A 15168-nucleotide genomic window follows, 5' to 3' on the forward strand; every position below is an offset into this window, starting at 1 on the left:
GGATATTTTAAACTGGACGGCGAAGAATTGAATAACATGTCTTTTTATAATAGAAAGAACGTTGAATTAACTTATTCAGTAAGATAAGAGAACGGAATTGGGTATTGCTGTGCTTGTATTGGTTTGCGGGGGGATGGCGGCGTTTGTACAGGTAAGGGAAGGAGTATGCACGGAGCCGTCAGCAGGGGGGACGGGGGAGGGGGGGCTCTGATTTTTTTCTCTCCCTGGGCTCTGTTTTTTGCCGCATTCAGGTGAATTCTTCTCCTCACGGCCTCCGCCTTTTGTTTAGCCTTGAGTTGCGCGCGCGGAGTTGTTAAGATGAAAGGCAGGTATGGCATTGGATGTGCAGGAGCATCATGCATTTGAGCATGAAGAGGAGCGCCCCCCGGTTTGGATAGGAATGGTGTGGGGTGTCGTGTCCCTGCTGGGCGGCGCGGCGCTGCTGGCGGCCATGCTGACGTTTGACGTGCGGGAAATAGGCTGGAGTTATTTAAACAAGTCCGGGCACGTGGTTCCCGAAACGTCCAATGTGCTGGGGCTGGCAGGGCTGTATGCCGCGGGAATTCTTTACTGGGTGCTGGGCGGCATGGCCTGGATGCTTGTCATTCTGCTGGAATGGTGGGGCTTTTACCGTCTGGCGCATCGCGGCAGACTGCCCCGCGGCGTGGTGTACGGAGGCCTGTTCCTGCTGCTGTGCGGGTGCCTGTTCCTGACGGCCGGGCATGTGCCGGGAGCGGAGTGGGTGGCGCGCCACCAGGTGCAGGGTTCCGGCGGCCTGGCAGGCCATTTGCTGGGGACGCTCCTGCTGCTTCCCCTGGCGGGAGCTTCTGCCGTGCTGGTGCTTTCCGGCCTGGGTTATCTGGCGGCCCTGGTTTACGCCGCGGGCATGCACCCCCGCCCGTTGTTCCGCGCCGTGCTGCGTGAATGGCGCGCCTGGCGCATGAACCGGAAAGAGAAAAAGATGAAGCGGCGGTCCGACCAGCTTGCCAGGGAGGCGGCCCGCGTAAGGGCCAGCATGGAGGACGCCGCCCTGTCCGCCCCCAGGCCGGACCGGAAGAGCAGGGCTTCCTCCTCCCCCCGCCTTCAGCGCACCGGGGATGATCTGGAGGGTTTATATAGTGAAGTCACCGCGGCTCCCCCCGTGAAGCCAGCCGCCGCGCCCGCCCGGGCCACGCGCACGCAGGGCCGCCTTCCCCTGACGCCCAAGCCCAGGATTACCGTGGCGGAACCGGCGGAAATCAAGCCCGCGCCCAAGGAGCAGCCTTTCTCCAAACTCTCCACGCCGCCCACGGAGGAATTCCGCAATTACGAGCTTCCTCCCTTTGAACTGCTGCATTATGAGGAAAAACCGGACGGCCCCACGGAGGAAGACAAGGATGAAATGCTGGAAATCCAGCAGAAGATCATTGATACGCTGACGACATTCCGCGTGGACGTGACGCCGGGGGACATCACCCGCGGCCCGACCATCACCCGCTATGAAGTTTATCCCGCGCGCGGCGTGCGCGTGAACACCTTTGACCAGTATGCCAAGGACATTGCGCTGGCGACGAAGGCGGAAAGCGTGAACATCGTGGCGCCCATACCGGGCAAGGACACGGTGGGCATTGAAATTGTGAACCGGAAGAAGGTGGCCGTGCCCCTGCGGGAACTGCTCCAGGACCCCGGCTTCTGCTCTCCCAAGAAGAAAATACCGCTGGCTCTGGGGAAAGACGTGTACGGCCGCACCGTGATCGGGGACCTGGCCTCCATGCCCCACCTGCTGGTGGCCGGGGCCACCGGGTCCGGCAAATCCGTCTGCATCAACAGCATTATCTCCTCCATGCTCCTGAAATTCCGCCCGGATGAACTGAGGCTCATTCTGGTGGACCCCAAGGTGGTGGAAATGCAGCCTTATTCCAAGCTGCCGCACTTGATTGTGCCCGTGGTGACGGACCCCAAAAAGGTGCCCAATGCCCTGCGCTGGTGCGTGAATGAAATGGAGCACCGCTACCACTGCTTCGCCAAGGTGGGCGTGCGCAACTTTGAAGCCTTCAACAAGCGTCCGCCGGACGCGCCTGCGGAAGAACCTGAAGAGCCGGAAAACGGGGAGGGGGACGAAGCGCTGGCGGAGGCCGTCGCCCGCGAATTTGAATCCCAGGGCGAATGGCCGGCGGAAGAAGATGATGAACTGGACCTGGATGACGACGGCGTCATCCCTGAACGCTTCCCCTACATCGTCATCATCATTGACGAACTTGCGGACCTGATGCAGACGGTGGGGGCGGACATTGAAACCAACATCGGCCGCCTGACCCAGAAGGCCCGCGCCGCGGGCATCCACCTCATTGTAGCCACGCAGACTCCCAGAAGGCAGGTGGTCACCGGAACCATCAAGGCCAACATACCCACGCGCATCGCCTTCCAGGTGGCCAGCGGCACGGACAGCCGCGTGATTCTGGACAGGCAGGGCGCGGAAAAACTGGTGGGCAAGGGGGACCTGCTTTACCTGCCGCCGGGTTCCGCCCAGGTGGAGCGGGCGCAGGGCGCCTTCATTTCTGATGATGAGGTGGAAGCCCTGGTGGCCCACTGCGCCTCCCAGGCCAGGCAGAAATTCCATGAAGAGGTGCAGAAATCCCTGGAAGAGCCTTCCCACGGAGGGGCGGACAGCCCGCTGGATGACGCGGAGGAGGAATGCTACTCCAAATGCCTGGAAGTGGCCCTCATTGAGCGCAAGGTGAGCACGTCCCTGCTCCAGCGGCGCTTGAGCATCGGGTACGGGCGTGCGGCCCGCATGATGGATTTGCTGGAATCACGTGGAATCATTGCGCCTGCGGACAACACCAACCGTCCGCGCAAGGTGCTGGTGGAATAAATGATAAAAAGCTGCCCCCTCCCATGAAACGCTTCCTTTCCCTGCCGGTCCTGGCGGCGTGCGCTCTGCTGGCCGCCTCCTGCTCCCAGCAGGTACAGCCTGTCAAAAAGGCTCCCCGGCCCCCGGTGTACGTGGGGAAGGTGGAGCAGGTGTACCGCAGCCATAACTATGTGCTGATTGCGCTGGCCGGGAAGATTTATGAGCCGGGCACCGTGCTGATCTCCCAGTCTCCGGGCCTGGAGGAAAACCGGAGGGTGGCCAACCTGGTCGTGACGGAGGAACGGCTGGGCCGGGCGCGCATTCCGGCGGACATACGCAGCGGCGCCGTGGAGGCGGGGGACCTGGTGTTTCTGTACCGCAACCTGGCCGCTCCGGAAAGCTCCGGAAAGAAGGATGACCAGGACCCGGACCATCCGGCCCCCAAACCGGATGAAGACAACAGGGACATTACCCTTCCGATTACCCCGGACAGCGGCAAGACGCCGGACGGCCTGCTGCCCATGCCCGGAGAGGAACCCGCGCCTGACTCCGCGGAGCAGGAGCGCATTTCCCGGGAACGGGAAAAAATCCTGCGGGAGCTGGACAACATCCCGGGCAGGCTGGATGACCCGTGGCGCGAGGCTTTTTCCGGAAAATCGGCAGGAAAATGATTTTTTAGATTCATTCAATAAAAGCTTGTTTTTCGGCAAGTCCCCATTAGGATAATCCCGCTTACGCAACCAGATGACTAATTTATGAAATCCATCAAAGGCACAGAAACAGAAAAGAATCTCCTCAAGGCGTTTGCCGGGGAATCCGAAGCGCGCAACCGTTACACCTACTTTGCCGGTGTAGCCAAGAAGGCAGGCTACGAGCAGATTGCGGCCATCTTCCTGGAAACGGCTGACAATGAAAAGGAACATGCCAAGGTGTTTTTCAAACTGCTTAAGGACGCCTGCATTGAAGTGACCCACACCGTCTGCACGGCTCCCCTGGAATCCACGGAGGAATGCCTGCTGGCCGCCGCGGCCGGAGAGCGCGACGAATGGTCCGAAATGTACCCCACGTTTGCCGAAGTGGCGGACAGGGAAGGCTTCCCGGCCATTGCGGAAACCTTCCGCAAGATTGCCACCGTGGAACAGCACCATGAAGCCCGCTACCTGAAGCTGGCTGAAAACGTGCGCGACGGCAAGGTATTTGCCAAGGAAAAGGAAATCCAGTGGAAGTGCCGCAACTGCGGTTACGTGCACACCGGAGCCACCGCCCCCAAGGTATGCCCGGCCTGCGTGCATCCCCAGGCGTACTTTGAAGAACTGGCGGATAACTTCTAATCCTCCTTTCTCCAAGAACTTGATTGGGGCCGGTTTCACGAGCTGATCGTGTGATCGGTCCCGCTTTTTTACATACGGACGCATTACACTGATGGACGGGAAGCACACGGATACGAAATGGAGGGACTATGGCCGGCGGCTCTGGAAATTTGCCGGAAGCTACGGGCTGGGCATCGCCCTGATGCTGATACTGCTGGTGCTTACGTTTGCCGGCACGCTGCATCAGGTGCGCCTGTCCTCCTCCATGGGATCGGAAGCCGCCATAGAATCCTTCTTCGGCGCGCCGTATGTGCTGATTCCCCTGGGCGGGGAGCACTCCCTCATCTCCCTCCCGCTGCCCGGCATGGGCGTCACGTGCACCCTTCTGTTCATTAACCTGCTCATAGGCGGCATGTTCCGCGTCAGGTGGACGTGGAAGCACGCGGGCATTCTGGTGGCCCATGGCGGCATTTTGCTGCTGCTGGCCGGCATCATGCTTGGCAATAAAATGACGGTGGCCGTGGACCAGGTGGAACTGCCCCAGGGGGACCGCGTGCATGAGCAGGCCCTGCCGTTTGACCTGCGCCTGAACCGCTTTGTGCCGGAATTCTATCCCGGCACCTCCAAGCCCAAATCCTATGAATCCCAGGTAACCGTCTTTCCGGAATCCGGAGGCCAGTATGACGCCGTCATCCGCATGAATGAGCCGCTGCGCCTCTCCGGCTGGACGCTGTACCAGATGAGCTGGGGGCAGGACTCCCTGCACCCCGGCAGGCTCATCTCCATTCTCCGCGCCTCGCACAACCCTCTGGAGCAAATGCCCAAATGGTCCTCCTACATTATTGCGGCGGGGTTGCTGTGGCATTTTAGCTTCGTCTTCGGAAGATACCTGCGCCGCAAGCCGGGGCAGGTTCCCGCAGGGACGGAGGCAGCCGGGGAACAGCCGGAACCGCCCGTTCCCGGCGGAAGACGCCGCCTGCGGCTGGTAGGCGTTTGCGTGCTGGTGGCCGCCATCTTCGGAATCGGCATGCTGGCGGCCAGGCCTGCCGCCCATCCGGTTGAAGTGAAGAACTATGCGCCCTGGTCCTCCTTCCTGGTGGAACGCGCCGGGGGAATGGCCGTGCAGGACGGAGGCCGGCTGAAGCCCGTCTCCACGTATGCGGGCTTCCATCTGCTCCGGACGCTGGGCAAAAGAAGCTTCTCCATCAATACGCCGGAGGGGAAAAAGAAGCTCTCCCCGGTGGAATGGATGCTGGACTGCATGTTCCGCCCGGAACTGGCGGAGCAGTACCCCGTTTTTCTGGTTAACCGGGAAGAGGTGGTCACGCAGCTGCACCTGCCTGGCCAGGCGGACAAGCGTAAAAAATACTCCTACGCGCAGATTGCGGAACGCTGGCAGGAAATGACCCGTGCCGTCCGGGAAATCCGGATGCTGGGGGAAGGAAACCTCACGGAGGCCCAGAAGGAAATCCTGGCCCTTTCCCGCAACTTTGACGTGGTGCGGGGGTGGATGCTCGGCTCACGGATCATGCTGGAAGACCCCGCTGCCATGGAGCGGATGGAATTCCCCCGCTGGTTCCCCGCCGGAAACCACGATGGGGAACGCCTGTGGACGGCTGCCCCGGACAAATCCACCGGGGCCTTTCTGGCCATGGCCTCCCTGCTGGAGCGCAAGGCCATGGGCATGGAAGGGAAGGAAGCGTCAGGACTGAGGATGAAGGCGGAAGGGCTGCTGCTGGAAAAACTGGCGCAGCCCAATGAAGCCGCCTCCGCCGGGGAGCGGCACAGCCTGGAAAGGGAAATCTTCTACTACCGCCTGGACCCGCTTTACGTCTCCCTGGCCGTCTTTGTGGCGGCGTTCGTGTGCCTGCTGGTCTGCGCCCTTTTCCGGCCTTCCGCCGGCGCTCCGCTCTGGCGGCGCTTCCTGCGGCCCAGCGGGTTCAGCCTGGCGTGGCTGCTGGGAGCGGCGGGAACCGGCGTGCTGGCGGCGGGCCTGGCCATCCGCGTGATGATCACCATGAGATCCCCGGTGGGCAACACGTATGAAACCATCGCCTTCATCGCCTGCATGGGCGTGCTCTGCGCCCTGGTGGCGGAGCTGTTCAGCAAAAAGGGCATCGTGCTGGCGGCGGGGCTGCTGCTGGGGGCGCTCTCCTGCCAGATGGGCATTCTGTATGAATCCTCCCAGGCGGTGGACCACATGGACCCGCTGGTAGCTATCTTGCGCTCCAACTTCCTGCTCTCCACCCATGTTATCACCATTGTGCTGGGGTATGCGGCGGGACTGCTGGCGGCGGTGCTCTCCCATGTGTACCTGCTGGCCTCCCCCCTGCGCCTGATCGGCAGGAAAACGGAACTGTCCCTGGACCGCATGGCTTACGGCATCCTGTGCTTCTCCCTGGTATTCACGCTGGTGGGAACGGTTTTCGGCGGCATCTGGGGCAATGAATCCTGGGGGCGCTTCTGGGGATGGGACCCCAAGGAAAACGGGGCGCTGATGATTGTGCTGTGGCAATTGATCGTGCTGCATGCGCGCAAGGCCGGGTGGCTCTCCCCCTGGCTGCTCCACTTCAGCAACGTGGTGGGCGGCGTCATCATCGCCTTTGCCTGGTGGGGCGTCAACATGCTGGGCGTGGGGCTGCACTCCTACGGCTTCACCTCCGGGCGGGACGCCCTGGACGTCTTCTACTGGTCTGAGGCCGTCCTGTGCGTTCTCTTCATCATCCTGCACTACCGCGCGCTCCGGCGCGTGGAAATCAGGTAAGAGGCGCGGAAAAGCCGGAAATGATCTGGAAATAACCCGGGGGCACGGGCAGCGAACAGGGCCCATGCCCGTTGCCTGTTCCGGGAATCTTCCGGGTCAGGCCGGATGGGGCATGTGGGGAGGGGAAGGGAACGCACTTTTCTCATTTTCTCCTTGCCGTTCCCGGTTCCCCGGTATATATTCCCGCTACCTCATGCACGGATAGCTCAGTGGTAGAGCGGCTGTTTTACACGCAGTTGGTCGGGGGTTCGAATCCCTCTCCGTGTACCACTAATAAACCCCGCAAGCTTAACGGCTTGCGGGGTTTTCTTTTGTGGGTGGTTTAATAAATATATGAATACTTTCGGTGTGCTAATATTAAGAAACGGGGTTTCAAGTTGATATTCAAAATATACGGTTTGTAATAATTAGTCCCTTTTCCACATCAGAAAACAGGGACTAGTATAGCTTGGCTATAAGCTTCCATCTAATACGTGTACTTTGTATTAATGCTTCAAAGATAGAACTACATCTACCTTTGTTGGATTGTTTTGTTACCATGTGAGTATGCCGTTTATTTATAATGGTAGTTCATGATGCCTTTTGCGTAATTTTAATGATTTTGGAAGCTCGCCGGTTGCTTAGTCCTGTTAGTACATAACACCAACGTTCCTTCCCAGTTTCGTTCGGATCAACAATAATATCTCTGGGACCACTGTTGTCTTTATGTACAGAGAATTGTGATAGGTGAACCCATTCTGCAAGACTGATAATCGCGCCACCCCAGCCATAATCCAAACGATTCTCTCCATCGCAATTAACATCCCCTGTGATTGTTCCACCCGCCGGTTCGATATTATAAGCGGTTTCAAAACTATCCTCCCAATTGGAAGGTTCCACCCTCTTTAAATTGTACATTTTACACAATATAGCCTCCTCAAAGGTTGATTCTTCAGTGTTTACGTGTCCGGAATGTGTTCGGATAATAGCTTTAGATGTTATACCATCAACAGCGGCAGTAGTTGAACCTCCTCCGTACATATAAGGTTTACCGAGACAGTGTACGTCAGCATATCCTAATAGGTTGTACTCCTTAGAAGCAGGTAATGCGAGACTGACGCTATAACGCCAACGATAAGGGATAATATCACTTCCATAATCAGGATCATGATCTGGTGTATCATGGATGCCCCATGTGGTATGCAATGGAAAATAAGTTCTGTCCCAAAGTATCGCGGCAAGTACAGGTTTATGGACAGTTACGTTATAGGCGATTAGCACCGGAAGATTATTGCCACAGTAGTTTTTCCCGATCAGCGTCCAGATACATGAATTATGAGCATACCCAATACCCCATCCATTAACGTCAGGAATTGATAAATGCAAAGCCCAGGGAGCCTCGTCCCACGTACTTGGAGTTCCGGATGCACCGCCTTGAATAATGGAGGACGAATTGCTAGACCCAAAGTGTACAACACACTTAGCGGGACATTCGACGTGAATCCAATGAGAGTTGCTCCCATCATCTTTATGTCCTTCCCCATTGATTTGCGTCAAAACTCCTTTTTGAGGAATGGCAGACGCATTTGTCCAACAGCCTCCTACGTGATAATCTGCTTGAGAGGAGGACCCAAAAAAAGAGTCGTAAACCGACTGCATGCGGATAATGGCTTGGGTACTTCTCAACGTTTGTAACGATGTATCAGCACTTTCAAGTGTGGTTTTCTGTGTTGAACCGCTAATCATGAGAGAACCTTTGAATGTTTCGGTTCCCGCGTGGGTGTTCCCGCCCGTGAAATTGTTGTTACCATTAATAGTAGCAAGATTGGCTGGAGCGGTCGTATTCCACCTATTCCTTTCCTGAGCAGTGATATGAACCGTAGAGTCGTTTTTATGAGTATTGAAGGTGTCTGTACTCACCTTGGAACTAAGTTCAGAAGAATCGACTTTCGCATTCCAGGTGATACGTTCTTCTTCCGTGATGTGCACAGTCGTGTTCTCCGTATGCTCGTCGAGTCCATCCTGCGTAGCCGCCACCACACCCTTCGTGGTACGGGCGTTCCATTTCTCGCGCTCTTCTTGTGACACATGAACTGTAGGGTCGGTTTCATGGGCCGTGAACGTGCCCGTATCCACCTTGCCGGCAAGAGCAGAAGCATCCGCCTTGGCGTTCCAGGTGTTACGTTCCTCCTCCGTAAGATGCACTGTCGCATTTTCGGAGTGTTCGGTTACTTCATCACGGGATGCCAGAGTGACCCCGTTGAGAATATTAGTAGTATTCATGATTATTATTGATTGCTAGTGTTTGTTATGAAGTAGTTGAAAAACGCCACTGCCGCCTCGTCCATCATCGTGAACTCCGAATAATCCTGACTGGTGAAAAGCCTGCGTCCTCCCCGGGCATTGACCGCCTCCACGGTTAAAACGACCGCATCCTTGGATTCCGGGGATACTTCTGCTTCCTCCGGGAGTAGGTTGACGATGACCTGGTCCAGCTGCGCCCGGACTTGGAGCGCCTTCCATTCGTCGGATAAAACGGCAACGCGTGTTACCACTTCATGGAAAGTTTCCGCCTGTGCTCCGGGAATATCATCCTGTGTGAAGCGTCGGGATTGAATGAAGCCATTCTTGTCCGGGAATACGGCCGTCAGGATAAACTTTCCCCAGTTGCCGGGTTCGGGAAACTGAAATTGTAATTGTGCTTTCATCATTATTTAACCTCCATCATTTCACACCATTCCGCCACTACGGATTTTTGTCCGTAAAGCCCTGTGTAAGTTTTTAGCGGCTTGACTCCTACATCCAACGCTTCTCTATTGCATAACACTCTTATATTTTGCATGTTGACAGAATTATGATAAGAAGAGGTGAACCAGGTTTTTTCACAAATGCGGTAGGCCTCCAGTCTGCCTCCTGTTGTCTCATTTACTCCAACAACCCAAATCCCCCCATGGTCATGTTCATTTCCCCATGCTATCGCAATCCCCCGTAACCGGAAATTTGCAGGTAACAGCGCCGTTTTGCTAAATAGCTCCACCTTCCCGGTATTGTGGTTGAATCGGCAAAATCGCCCGCGCGCGGGAATCTTGTTGTCCTGGTCCGTGAGCTGGTCCCCAAAGTAAACATCCCACCACATGGCAACGCCATTTGCAGGTTCGGAGAAAGGATAATCGTCAGGGGCGGCCCACGCTTCATTAAGCATTACATCAAATAGTCCCCCGGCAACAACCTGGAACATGCGCTGATAGCCAAGACCGGTGTATAAGGGTAGAAAGATGCCGGTTGCCGCGGTATAGGAACCGCCCCGGTCACTGTCCTGCCCCACAGGCACGCATTGGAAATTAAAATCCACCCATCCATTTTCCGTTGCCGGTTTGGGCCAATAGGTAGCCAGCCAGGAAAATGGCGATAACAATTTACCGAATGGGGGCGGGGAAAAATTGAAATAGTTTTGTCCTGCTCCATTGGTAATCTCATTGAGCACCCGTACCTCATGGTAGCGGGCGGCATCCGTATCCGTTACAGGATCAACTGGAATATTAATGCCGCCGTTGGCGTTATAGGCTCCTGCCGTCGTCAGACTTCCGGCAAGCGTCATATTGCCGCTTTCGTCCACTTCGGGAGCAGCATTCCACCGGTTACGTTCTTCTTCCGTGATGTGGGCCGTGGCGTTCGTTTTGTGGGCTTCGAATGCTTCCGTGCTGACTTTGGAATTGACGTCAGATGCTTCAGCCTTGGCGTTCCAGGCCGTTCGTTCGTCCTCCGTGACGTGAACGGAACTGTTTTTCTCGTGCTGATAAAAATCATTCTGAGATGATAGTAGAATTCCGTTGATAGAGGTAATTTTATTCATGGTTTTTTGTTTGCGGGTATCGTTTGTAGTGAGGTAGTTGATCAACTTATTCTCCTTCTTTCTATGTATGTTGATGAATTCCGTATCGTCCTTGCAGGGAAAGCTTGCTCTCTTCCTGTGGATTGATTTCTCCAACGGTCAAAGCAACTCCGGATGCTGAAGTTGGATTCAGTGGTAAATTTGATGTAATATTTTTACTTTCAAAGGATAAATAGATGAGGTTGAAAACTGCTTCGGAAAAAATTACGGCTGTTCCGGAGAAAAATCATCATGCGCAAAACGTTCAGGACTGCATGAACGTTGTACCCCGGTTTTCCGCTCCTGATTCCCGTGAAGCATGGGTGGGCTGCCCGGCATTGGTATAAAAAAGGGCTGCCCCACCAGAAGGTGAGGCAGCCCTTGCTTGATCATGCGGCTGAACCGGGGCCTGAATGGGAAGAAATCAGGCTCCGAAGTCCAGCGCCTTGGGTTCGCGGGCCCAGACGCGGTGCTGTTTCATGGCCGTGATGAAGGGTTTCATCAGCGCCTTGGTGTCCTTCGGCGTAAGCAGGCCGGGATCGTCCATGTCCTGGGGCAGGTCCGCTGCTTCCTGCATTTCACTGGCGTCACCGGGCAGGCCGATGGCCTTCAGGTGCCGGTATGCCTGGCGCAGGTGGTATTTGGCGTCTCCGTTCATCATCAGCGTCTGAATGCTCTTCGCTCCTTCCGGGACGATGACGGCGTCAAACAGCACGGCCAGATTACCGGACAGGGTTCCGTCCACGTGGAGGTCTTCCCCGTCCTCCGTCTTGACGGAGCCCATGTGGGGGGCGAGCACCTGGGGATGCACTCCCTCCTTGTTCAGGGCATCGCAGATTTCATCCACGGACTTCAGGTTCACTCCGTCTGCTACGAGCAGGGAAACGCGCATGCCCTTGAGGTTGCCGTCCGGCTTGGCGTACAGGCTCAGGGTGGGGTCTTTTTCCAGGCCGCATACCGGCTTGGGAAGTTCCCGGTTAAGCTGTTCCTTTGTCAGTTCGATGCCCAGGTTCCTGGCTACCCCGGCGGCCAGGTCCGGATCAATGCGCGTCAGCAGGTCCACCACCCGTTCCCGGATGTACGGGCGCGTCACCTTGCCTACTTCAAAGCTGAAGGCGTCAATGATGTGCCTTTGCTCCACGGGAGTCTGGCTCATCCAGAACAGGCGGGGCTGGGCATAGTATTCCGCAAAGGAGGGGCTCCGGAGGCGTTCTTTGATGCCCGTCACCGGCTGGGGGCTGGTGGCAAAGCCGCCGTCTTCCGGCGGCGTTTCACGCGGCCAGTTGTCCCCGATGGAGTTGGGGTCATAGTTGGCCGGGGCGGTGTCTATCTGCATGCGGTGGAAGCCGTCCCGCTGGTTGTTGTGGAAGGGGCAGATGGGCCGGTTGATGGGAATCTCCGTAAAGTTGGCTCCGCCCAGGCGGTGCCGCTGGGTGTCGCTGTAGGAAAAGATGCGGCCCTGGAGGAGCGGATCGTCGGAAAAGTCAATGCCCGGCACGATGTTGGCGGGGCAGAAGGCGACCTGTTCCGTTTCCGCGAAGAAGTTGTCCGGGTTGCGGTCCAGCACCATCTTGCCGACGATTTCCACGGGGACCAGCGCTTCCGGGATGAGCTTGGTGGCGTCCAGGATGTCAAAGTCGAATTTATCCACGTCCTCTTCCGGGATAATCTGCAAGCCGAGCTCGAATTCCGGATAGTCTCCGCCTTCAATGGATTGCCAGAGGTCCTTGCGGTGGAAGTCCGGGTCCCGTCCGGTAAGGTCCTGGGCCTCATCCCAGATCAGGGATTTCTTGCCATATGCCGGCTTCCAGTGGAAGCGGACGAAGGTGCTTTTTCCTTCCGCATTGACCAGCTTGTACGTGTGGATGCCGAAGCCTTCAATGGTACGGTAGCTCCGGGGGATGCCCCGGTCGGACATGAGCCACATGACGTTGTGCAGGGTTTCCGGCTGGAGGGAAACATAGTCCCAGAAGGAATCGTGGGCCGTCTGCCCCTGCGGCATTTCATTATGGGGTTCCGGCTTCACGGCATGGATGAAGTCCGGGAATTTGATGGCGTCCTGGATGAAGAAGACCGGCGTGTCGTTGCCCACCAGGTCATAGTTGCCTTCCTTGGTATAGAATTTGGTGGCGAAGCCGCGGATGTCCCTCACCGTATCCGGAGATCCTCTGAAGCCCTGCACGTTGGAAAAACGCACAAAGACCGGAGTCTTTTCTCCCGGATCCTGCAGAAAGCCCGCCTTGGTGTACTTGGAAAGGGATTTGTATACCTGAAAATAGCCATGTGCCCCGGAACCTCTTGCGTGAACCACGCGTTCCGGTATCCGCTCCTGGTCAAAATGAGCCATTTTTTCCAGAAAGTGGAAGTCTTCAAGCAGAGAGGGGCCCCTGCTTCCGGCTTTAAGTGTGTTTTGGTCATCGGCTATTTTAATTCCCAGGTTGCTTGTAAGGGCTTGTCCCATGCCGTTGGAGCGCATGGTGTCCAGGTCCTTGATTTTTTCCGTAGTGTTGTCCGGCGTCTTCATGGAGCCGGGGGCGGAGGGTTCCGCGTTGGGCGGCGTAGGCTTGGGGGTGGGCTTGATCAGCTCCGGGTCAATAGTATCTGTATAGTGGGGTTCCGCTTCCGTTCCATCCGGAAAGGGGGCGTAGCGTTCTTCCATTTGCTGGGTCTTTTTTTTCATTGGCTTGTCCCTTGATGTGTTTGAATTTTTACATGGGTTGAAGCTTGGACTCTGTTTTTCCACGGGATGTTCCGGCCGGTTTTGTCAGTCCGGTACGGAAAAGATGATGGAGAATCCGGAAAAAGCGCTTGAAGGGAATGATTTAAGTTGCGGAGAACGGAAGGCGCGGATCACTCCTGTTTTATTGGCATGCGTTCCTGCCTGTGGCTTATTCTCTAAACTCGGTTTTCTTTTTTATCTGCCGCAAAGGCTTGCGGCATTGCTTCAGGTTTTACGTGGCTGCGGCTCTTTCCGGCAGGGACTGTTTTCAACCGCGGAAGTCCGGGTGCGATTCTCCGGAATGAACTCGACTTGAACAAGTAGTATGCTAAAAAATGAGCTTCATGAACAAAGCGTGTTTCATTGGACTCGTGTTCCTGCCTGTGATGGGAGCGGCTCAGGAGGCCGGGAACAACCGGGATGTGGCCGTGGAGGTTCAGGCGGCGTTTGGCAAGCCGCCGCGTGCCCTGCATCTGGAGCCGGTGGAGAGTCTCGTTCTTCCGCAGTACCCGGACGCCCCTTCCGGGCTGGTCAGCCGGGTGCATCTGTATGTGGACAAGACACATGGGTCGGGTGAAAATTCCCTCTATCTGGTGGCGGAAATGAATTACCGCGGAGAGGATGAGGACCAGCCCCATATTGTCGGGATATTTGCCGGCTCCAGGGTGGGGGATGGCCCTGCTCTGCGGCTGTCTGATCTGGACGGGGACGGCATGCCGGAGCTGGTGCTGGCCCATGAGGCCGGAGCCGGGGCCTTTCATTTGCGCGTGTTCCGCATTTCACGGAAGGCGCATGTGGGGGATTACGGGAGCTGCATCACGGCCTCCCCCATGCTGAAGCAGGTCGGGTGCATCGTCGCCTCACTGGGTACCGTTGCCGTGGAGGAGGGCGGCGCCGTGGTGTCCCGGTGTTATACGGATGAATCCCGCAGCCGGCTCATGGTGCGGAAGTACCGTTTGAACAAGGGGGAGGATGAAATAAAGCCGGAGGGACCGGAGGAGGTGGAAGCCGCGGGAGTCCTCAAAAGCGGCGCCGGTATTCTCCTGAACACGGGAATGGATAAAATCCCCTGCATACGTAAATGAGGCGGAGCTTCCACAAATTTTCATAGACGCGGGGAATAAATAGGTTATGATTTTTTTGTCAATGGGGTTACCGGAGAGGGCGTTCCTGCCGCGCGGCATGGACTTTTCCGGTACGGAACATTTTTATTAGTTGTTAACAGGTTATGACGGTGCAAGAAATAGCTGAACAGAGTTTGAAGAGCCTTCTGGCTTCACTGGGTTTTTCCGCGGATATTGAAATAACGGAGACGGACGGCATTATTTGCCTGAACATTTCCTCCCCGGATTGCCAGTATATCATTGGCGGAGACGGGGACAGGCTGGACGACCTCCAGTACCTGGTCAACCGGATGATTCAGCGGAAGATGGAGGAGGCCCCCCGCGTGAAGGTGGACTGTGACCATTACCGGGAACGCAACGAGGCCCGCCTCCTGGAGAAGGCCCGCTCCCTGGCGGAGCGCGTGCAGGAAAGCGGCAAGCCCATGAAGATGCAACCGCTGAACGCCTACCACCGCCGCCTGGTGCACAATGCCCTCCAATCCATGGAAGGCATCGCCACGGAGTCGGAGGAAGGTGACGGCCGCTACAAGCGCATCACCATCCGGCGTGCCTGAAGCCCGGTTACGTT

The 15168-nt window shown here is 56.7% G+C and carries 11 protein-coding genes and 1 tRNA gene; 8 read left to right on the plus strand and 4 right to left on the minus strand.

Translation table 11 applies throughout. The annotated features are described in order from the left end of the window. Window positions 1-331: 331 nt before the first annotated feature. The 5 genes from HHJ06_RS04580 to HHJ06_RS04600 all read left to right on the plus strand — a co-directional run bounded on the left by HHJ06_RS04580 (window position 332) and on the right by HHJ06_RS04600 (window position 7177). On the plus strand, window positions 332-2854 hold the full coding sequence (locus HHJ06_RS04580) for an FtsK/SpoIIIE family DNA translocase (RefSeq protein ID WP_215428021.1): 2523 nt from the start codon (window positions 332-334) through the stop codon (window positions 2852-2854). Between the two features lie 23 nt (window positions 2855-2877). Then, complete coding sequence (locus HHJ06_RS04585) at window positions 2878-3504, plus strand: hypothetical protein (protein WP_215428023.1); 627 nt, start codon at window positions 2878-2880, stop codon at window positions 3502-3504. 84 nt (window positions 3505-3588) lie between these two features. After that, window positions 3589-4164, plus strand: coding sequence for a rubrerythrin (rbr, locus tag HHJ06_RS04590; RefSeq protein ID WP_215428025.1), 576 nt, complete (start codon window positions 3589-3591; stop codon window positions 4162-4164). A gap of 91 nt (window positions 4165-4255) precedes the next feature. Further along, window positions 4256-6907, plus strand: coding sequence for a cytochrome c biogenesis protein CcsA (gene ccsA, locus HHJ06_RS04595; RefSeq protein WP_215428027.1), 2652 nt, complete (start codon window positions 4256-4258; stop codon window positions 6905-6907). A gap of 195 nt (window positions 6908-7102) precedes the next feature. Continuing rightward, window positions 7103-7177: transfer RNA gene (locus tag HHJ06_RS04600), tRNA-Val, on the plus strand. A 300-nt stretch (window positions 7178-7477) separates the two neighbouring features. On the opposite strand, the gene HHJ06_RS04605 is transcribed toward HHJ06_RS04600, so the two are convergent. The 4 genes from HHJ06_RS04605 to katE all read right to left on the minus strand — a co-directional run bounded on the left by HHJ06_RS04605 (window position 7478) and on the right by katE (window position 13437). Beyond that, the gene (locus tag HHJ06_RS04605; protein ID WP_215428029.1) at window positions 7478-9169 is read right to left on the minus strand and encodes a hypothetical protein; all 1692 of its coding nucleotides are present in this window, start codon (window positions 9167-9169) and stop codon (window positions 7478-7480) included. A 5-nt stretch (window positions 9170-9174) separates the two neighbouring features. Further along, on the minus strand, window positions 9175-9597 hold the full coding sequence (locus HHJ06_RS04610) for a hypothetical protein (protein WP_215428031.1): 423 nt from the start codon (window positions 9595-9597) through the stop codon (window positions 9175-9177). Then, the gene (locus tag HHJ06_RS04615; RefSeq protein WP_215428034.1) at window positions 9597-10784 is read right to left on the minus strand and encodes a hypothetical protein; all 1188 of its coding nucleotides are present in this window, start codon (window positions 10782-10784) and stop codon (window positions 9597-9599) included. Before HHJ06_RS04615 ends, HHJ06_RS04610 begins: the two co-directional genes overlap by 1 nt. 397 nt (window positions 10785-11181) lie before the next feature. Then, a complete protein-coding gene (katE, locus tag HHJ06_RS04620) occupies window positions 11182-13437 on the minus strand; it encodes a catalase HPII (protein WP_215428036.1) in 2256 nt (751 codons plus the stop codon). Between the two features lie 4 nt (window positions 13438-13441). On the opposite strand from katE, the gene HHJ06_RS04625 reads away from it, so the two are divergent. The 3 genes from HHJ06_RS04625 (at window position 13442) to HHJ06_RS04635 (ending at window position 15154) form a co-directional block, all read left to right on the plus strand. Beyond that, complete coding sequence (locus HHJ06_RS04625) at window positions 13442-13792, plus strand: hypothetical protein (RefSeq protein WP_215428038.1); 351 nt, start codon at window positions 13442-13444, stop codon at window positions 13790-13792. A 28-nt stretch (window positions 13793-13820) separates the two neighbouring features. Next, a complete protein-coding gene (locus HHJ06_RS04630) occupies window positions 13821-14561 on the plus strand; it encodes a hypothetical protein (protein WP_215428040.1) in 741 nt (246 codons plus the stop codon). 173 nt (window positions 14562-14734) lie between these two features. Continuing rightward, complete coding sequence (locus HHJ06_RS04635) at window positions 14735-15154, plus strand: protein jag (protein WP_215428042.1); 420 nt, start codon at window positions 14735-14737, stop codon at window positions 15152-15154. Window positions 15155-15168 lie beyond the last annotated feature (14 nt).

The organism is Akkermansia muciniphila (assembly GCF_018709685.1).
GTDB lineage: Bacteria > Verrucomicrobiota > Verrucomicrobiia > Verrucomicrobiales > Akkermansiaceae > Akkermansia > Akkermansia muciniphila_E.

Excerpts from the sequence above, each read along its gene's own strand:
- HHJ06_RS04580 (WP_215428021.1), top strand. The coding sequence starts at position 332 with ATGGCATTGGATGTGCAGGAGCATCATGCATTTGAGCATGAAGAGGAG.
- HHJ06_RS04605 (WP_215428029.1), bottom strand. The coding sequence starts at position 9,169 with ATGAATACTACTAATATTCTCAACGGGGTCACTCTGGCATCCCGTGAT.
- ccsA (WP_215428027.1), top strand. The coding sequence starts at position 4,256 with ATGGACGGGAAGCACACGGATACGAAATGGAGGGACTATGGCCGGCGG.
- HHJ06_RS04630 (WP_215428040.1), top strand. The coding sequence starts at position 13,821 with ATGAACAAAGCGTGTTTCATTGGACTCGTGTTCCTGCCTGTGATGGGA.
- HHJ06_RS04610 (WP_215428031.1), bottom strand. The coding sequence starts at position 9,597 with ATGATGAAAGCACAATTACAATTTCAGTTTCCCGAACCCGGCAACTGG.
- HHJ06_RS04585 (WP_215428023.1), top strand. The coding sequence starts at position 2,878 with ATGAAACGCTTCCTTTCCCTGCCGGTCCTGGCGGCGTGCGCTCTGCTG.
- katE (WP_215428036.1), bottom strand. The coding sequence starts at position 13,437 with ATGAAAAAAAAGACCCAGCAAATGGAAGAACGCTACGCCCCCTTTCCG.
- rbr (WP_215428025.1), top strand. The coding sequence starts at position 3,589 with ATGAAATCCATCAAAGGCACAGAAACAGAAAAGAATCTCCTCAAGGCG.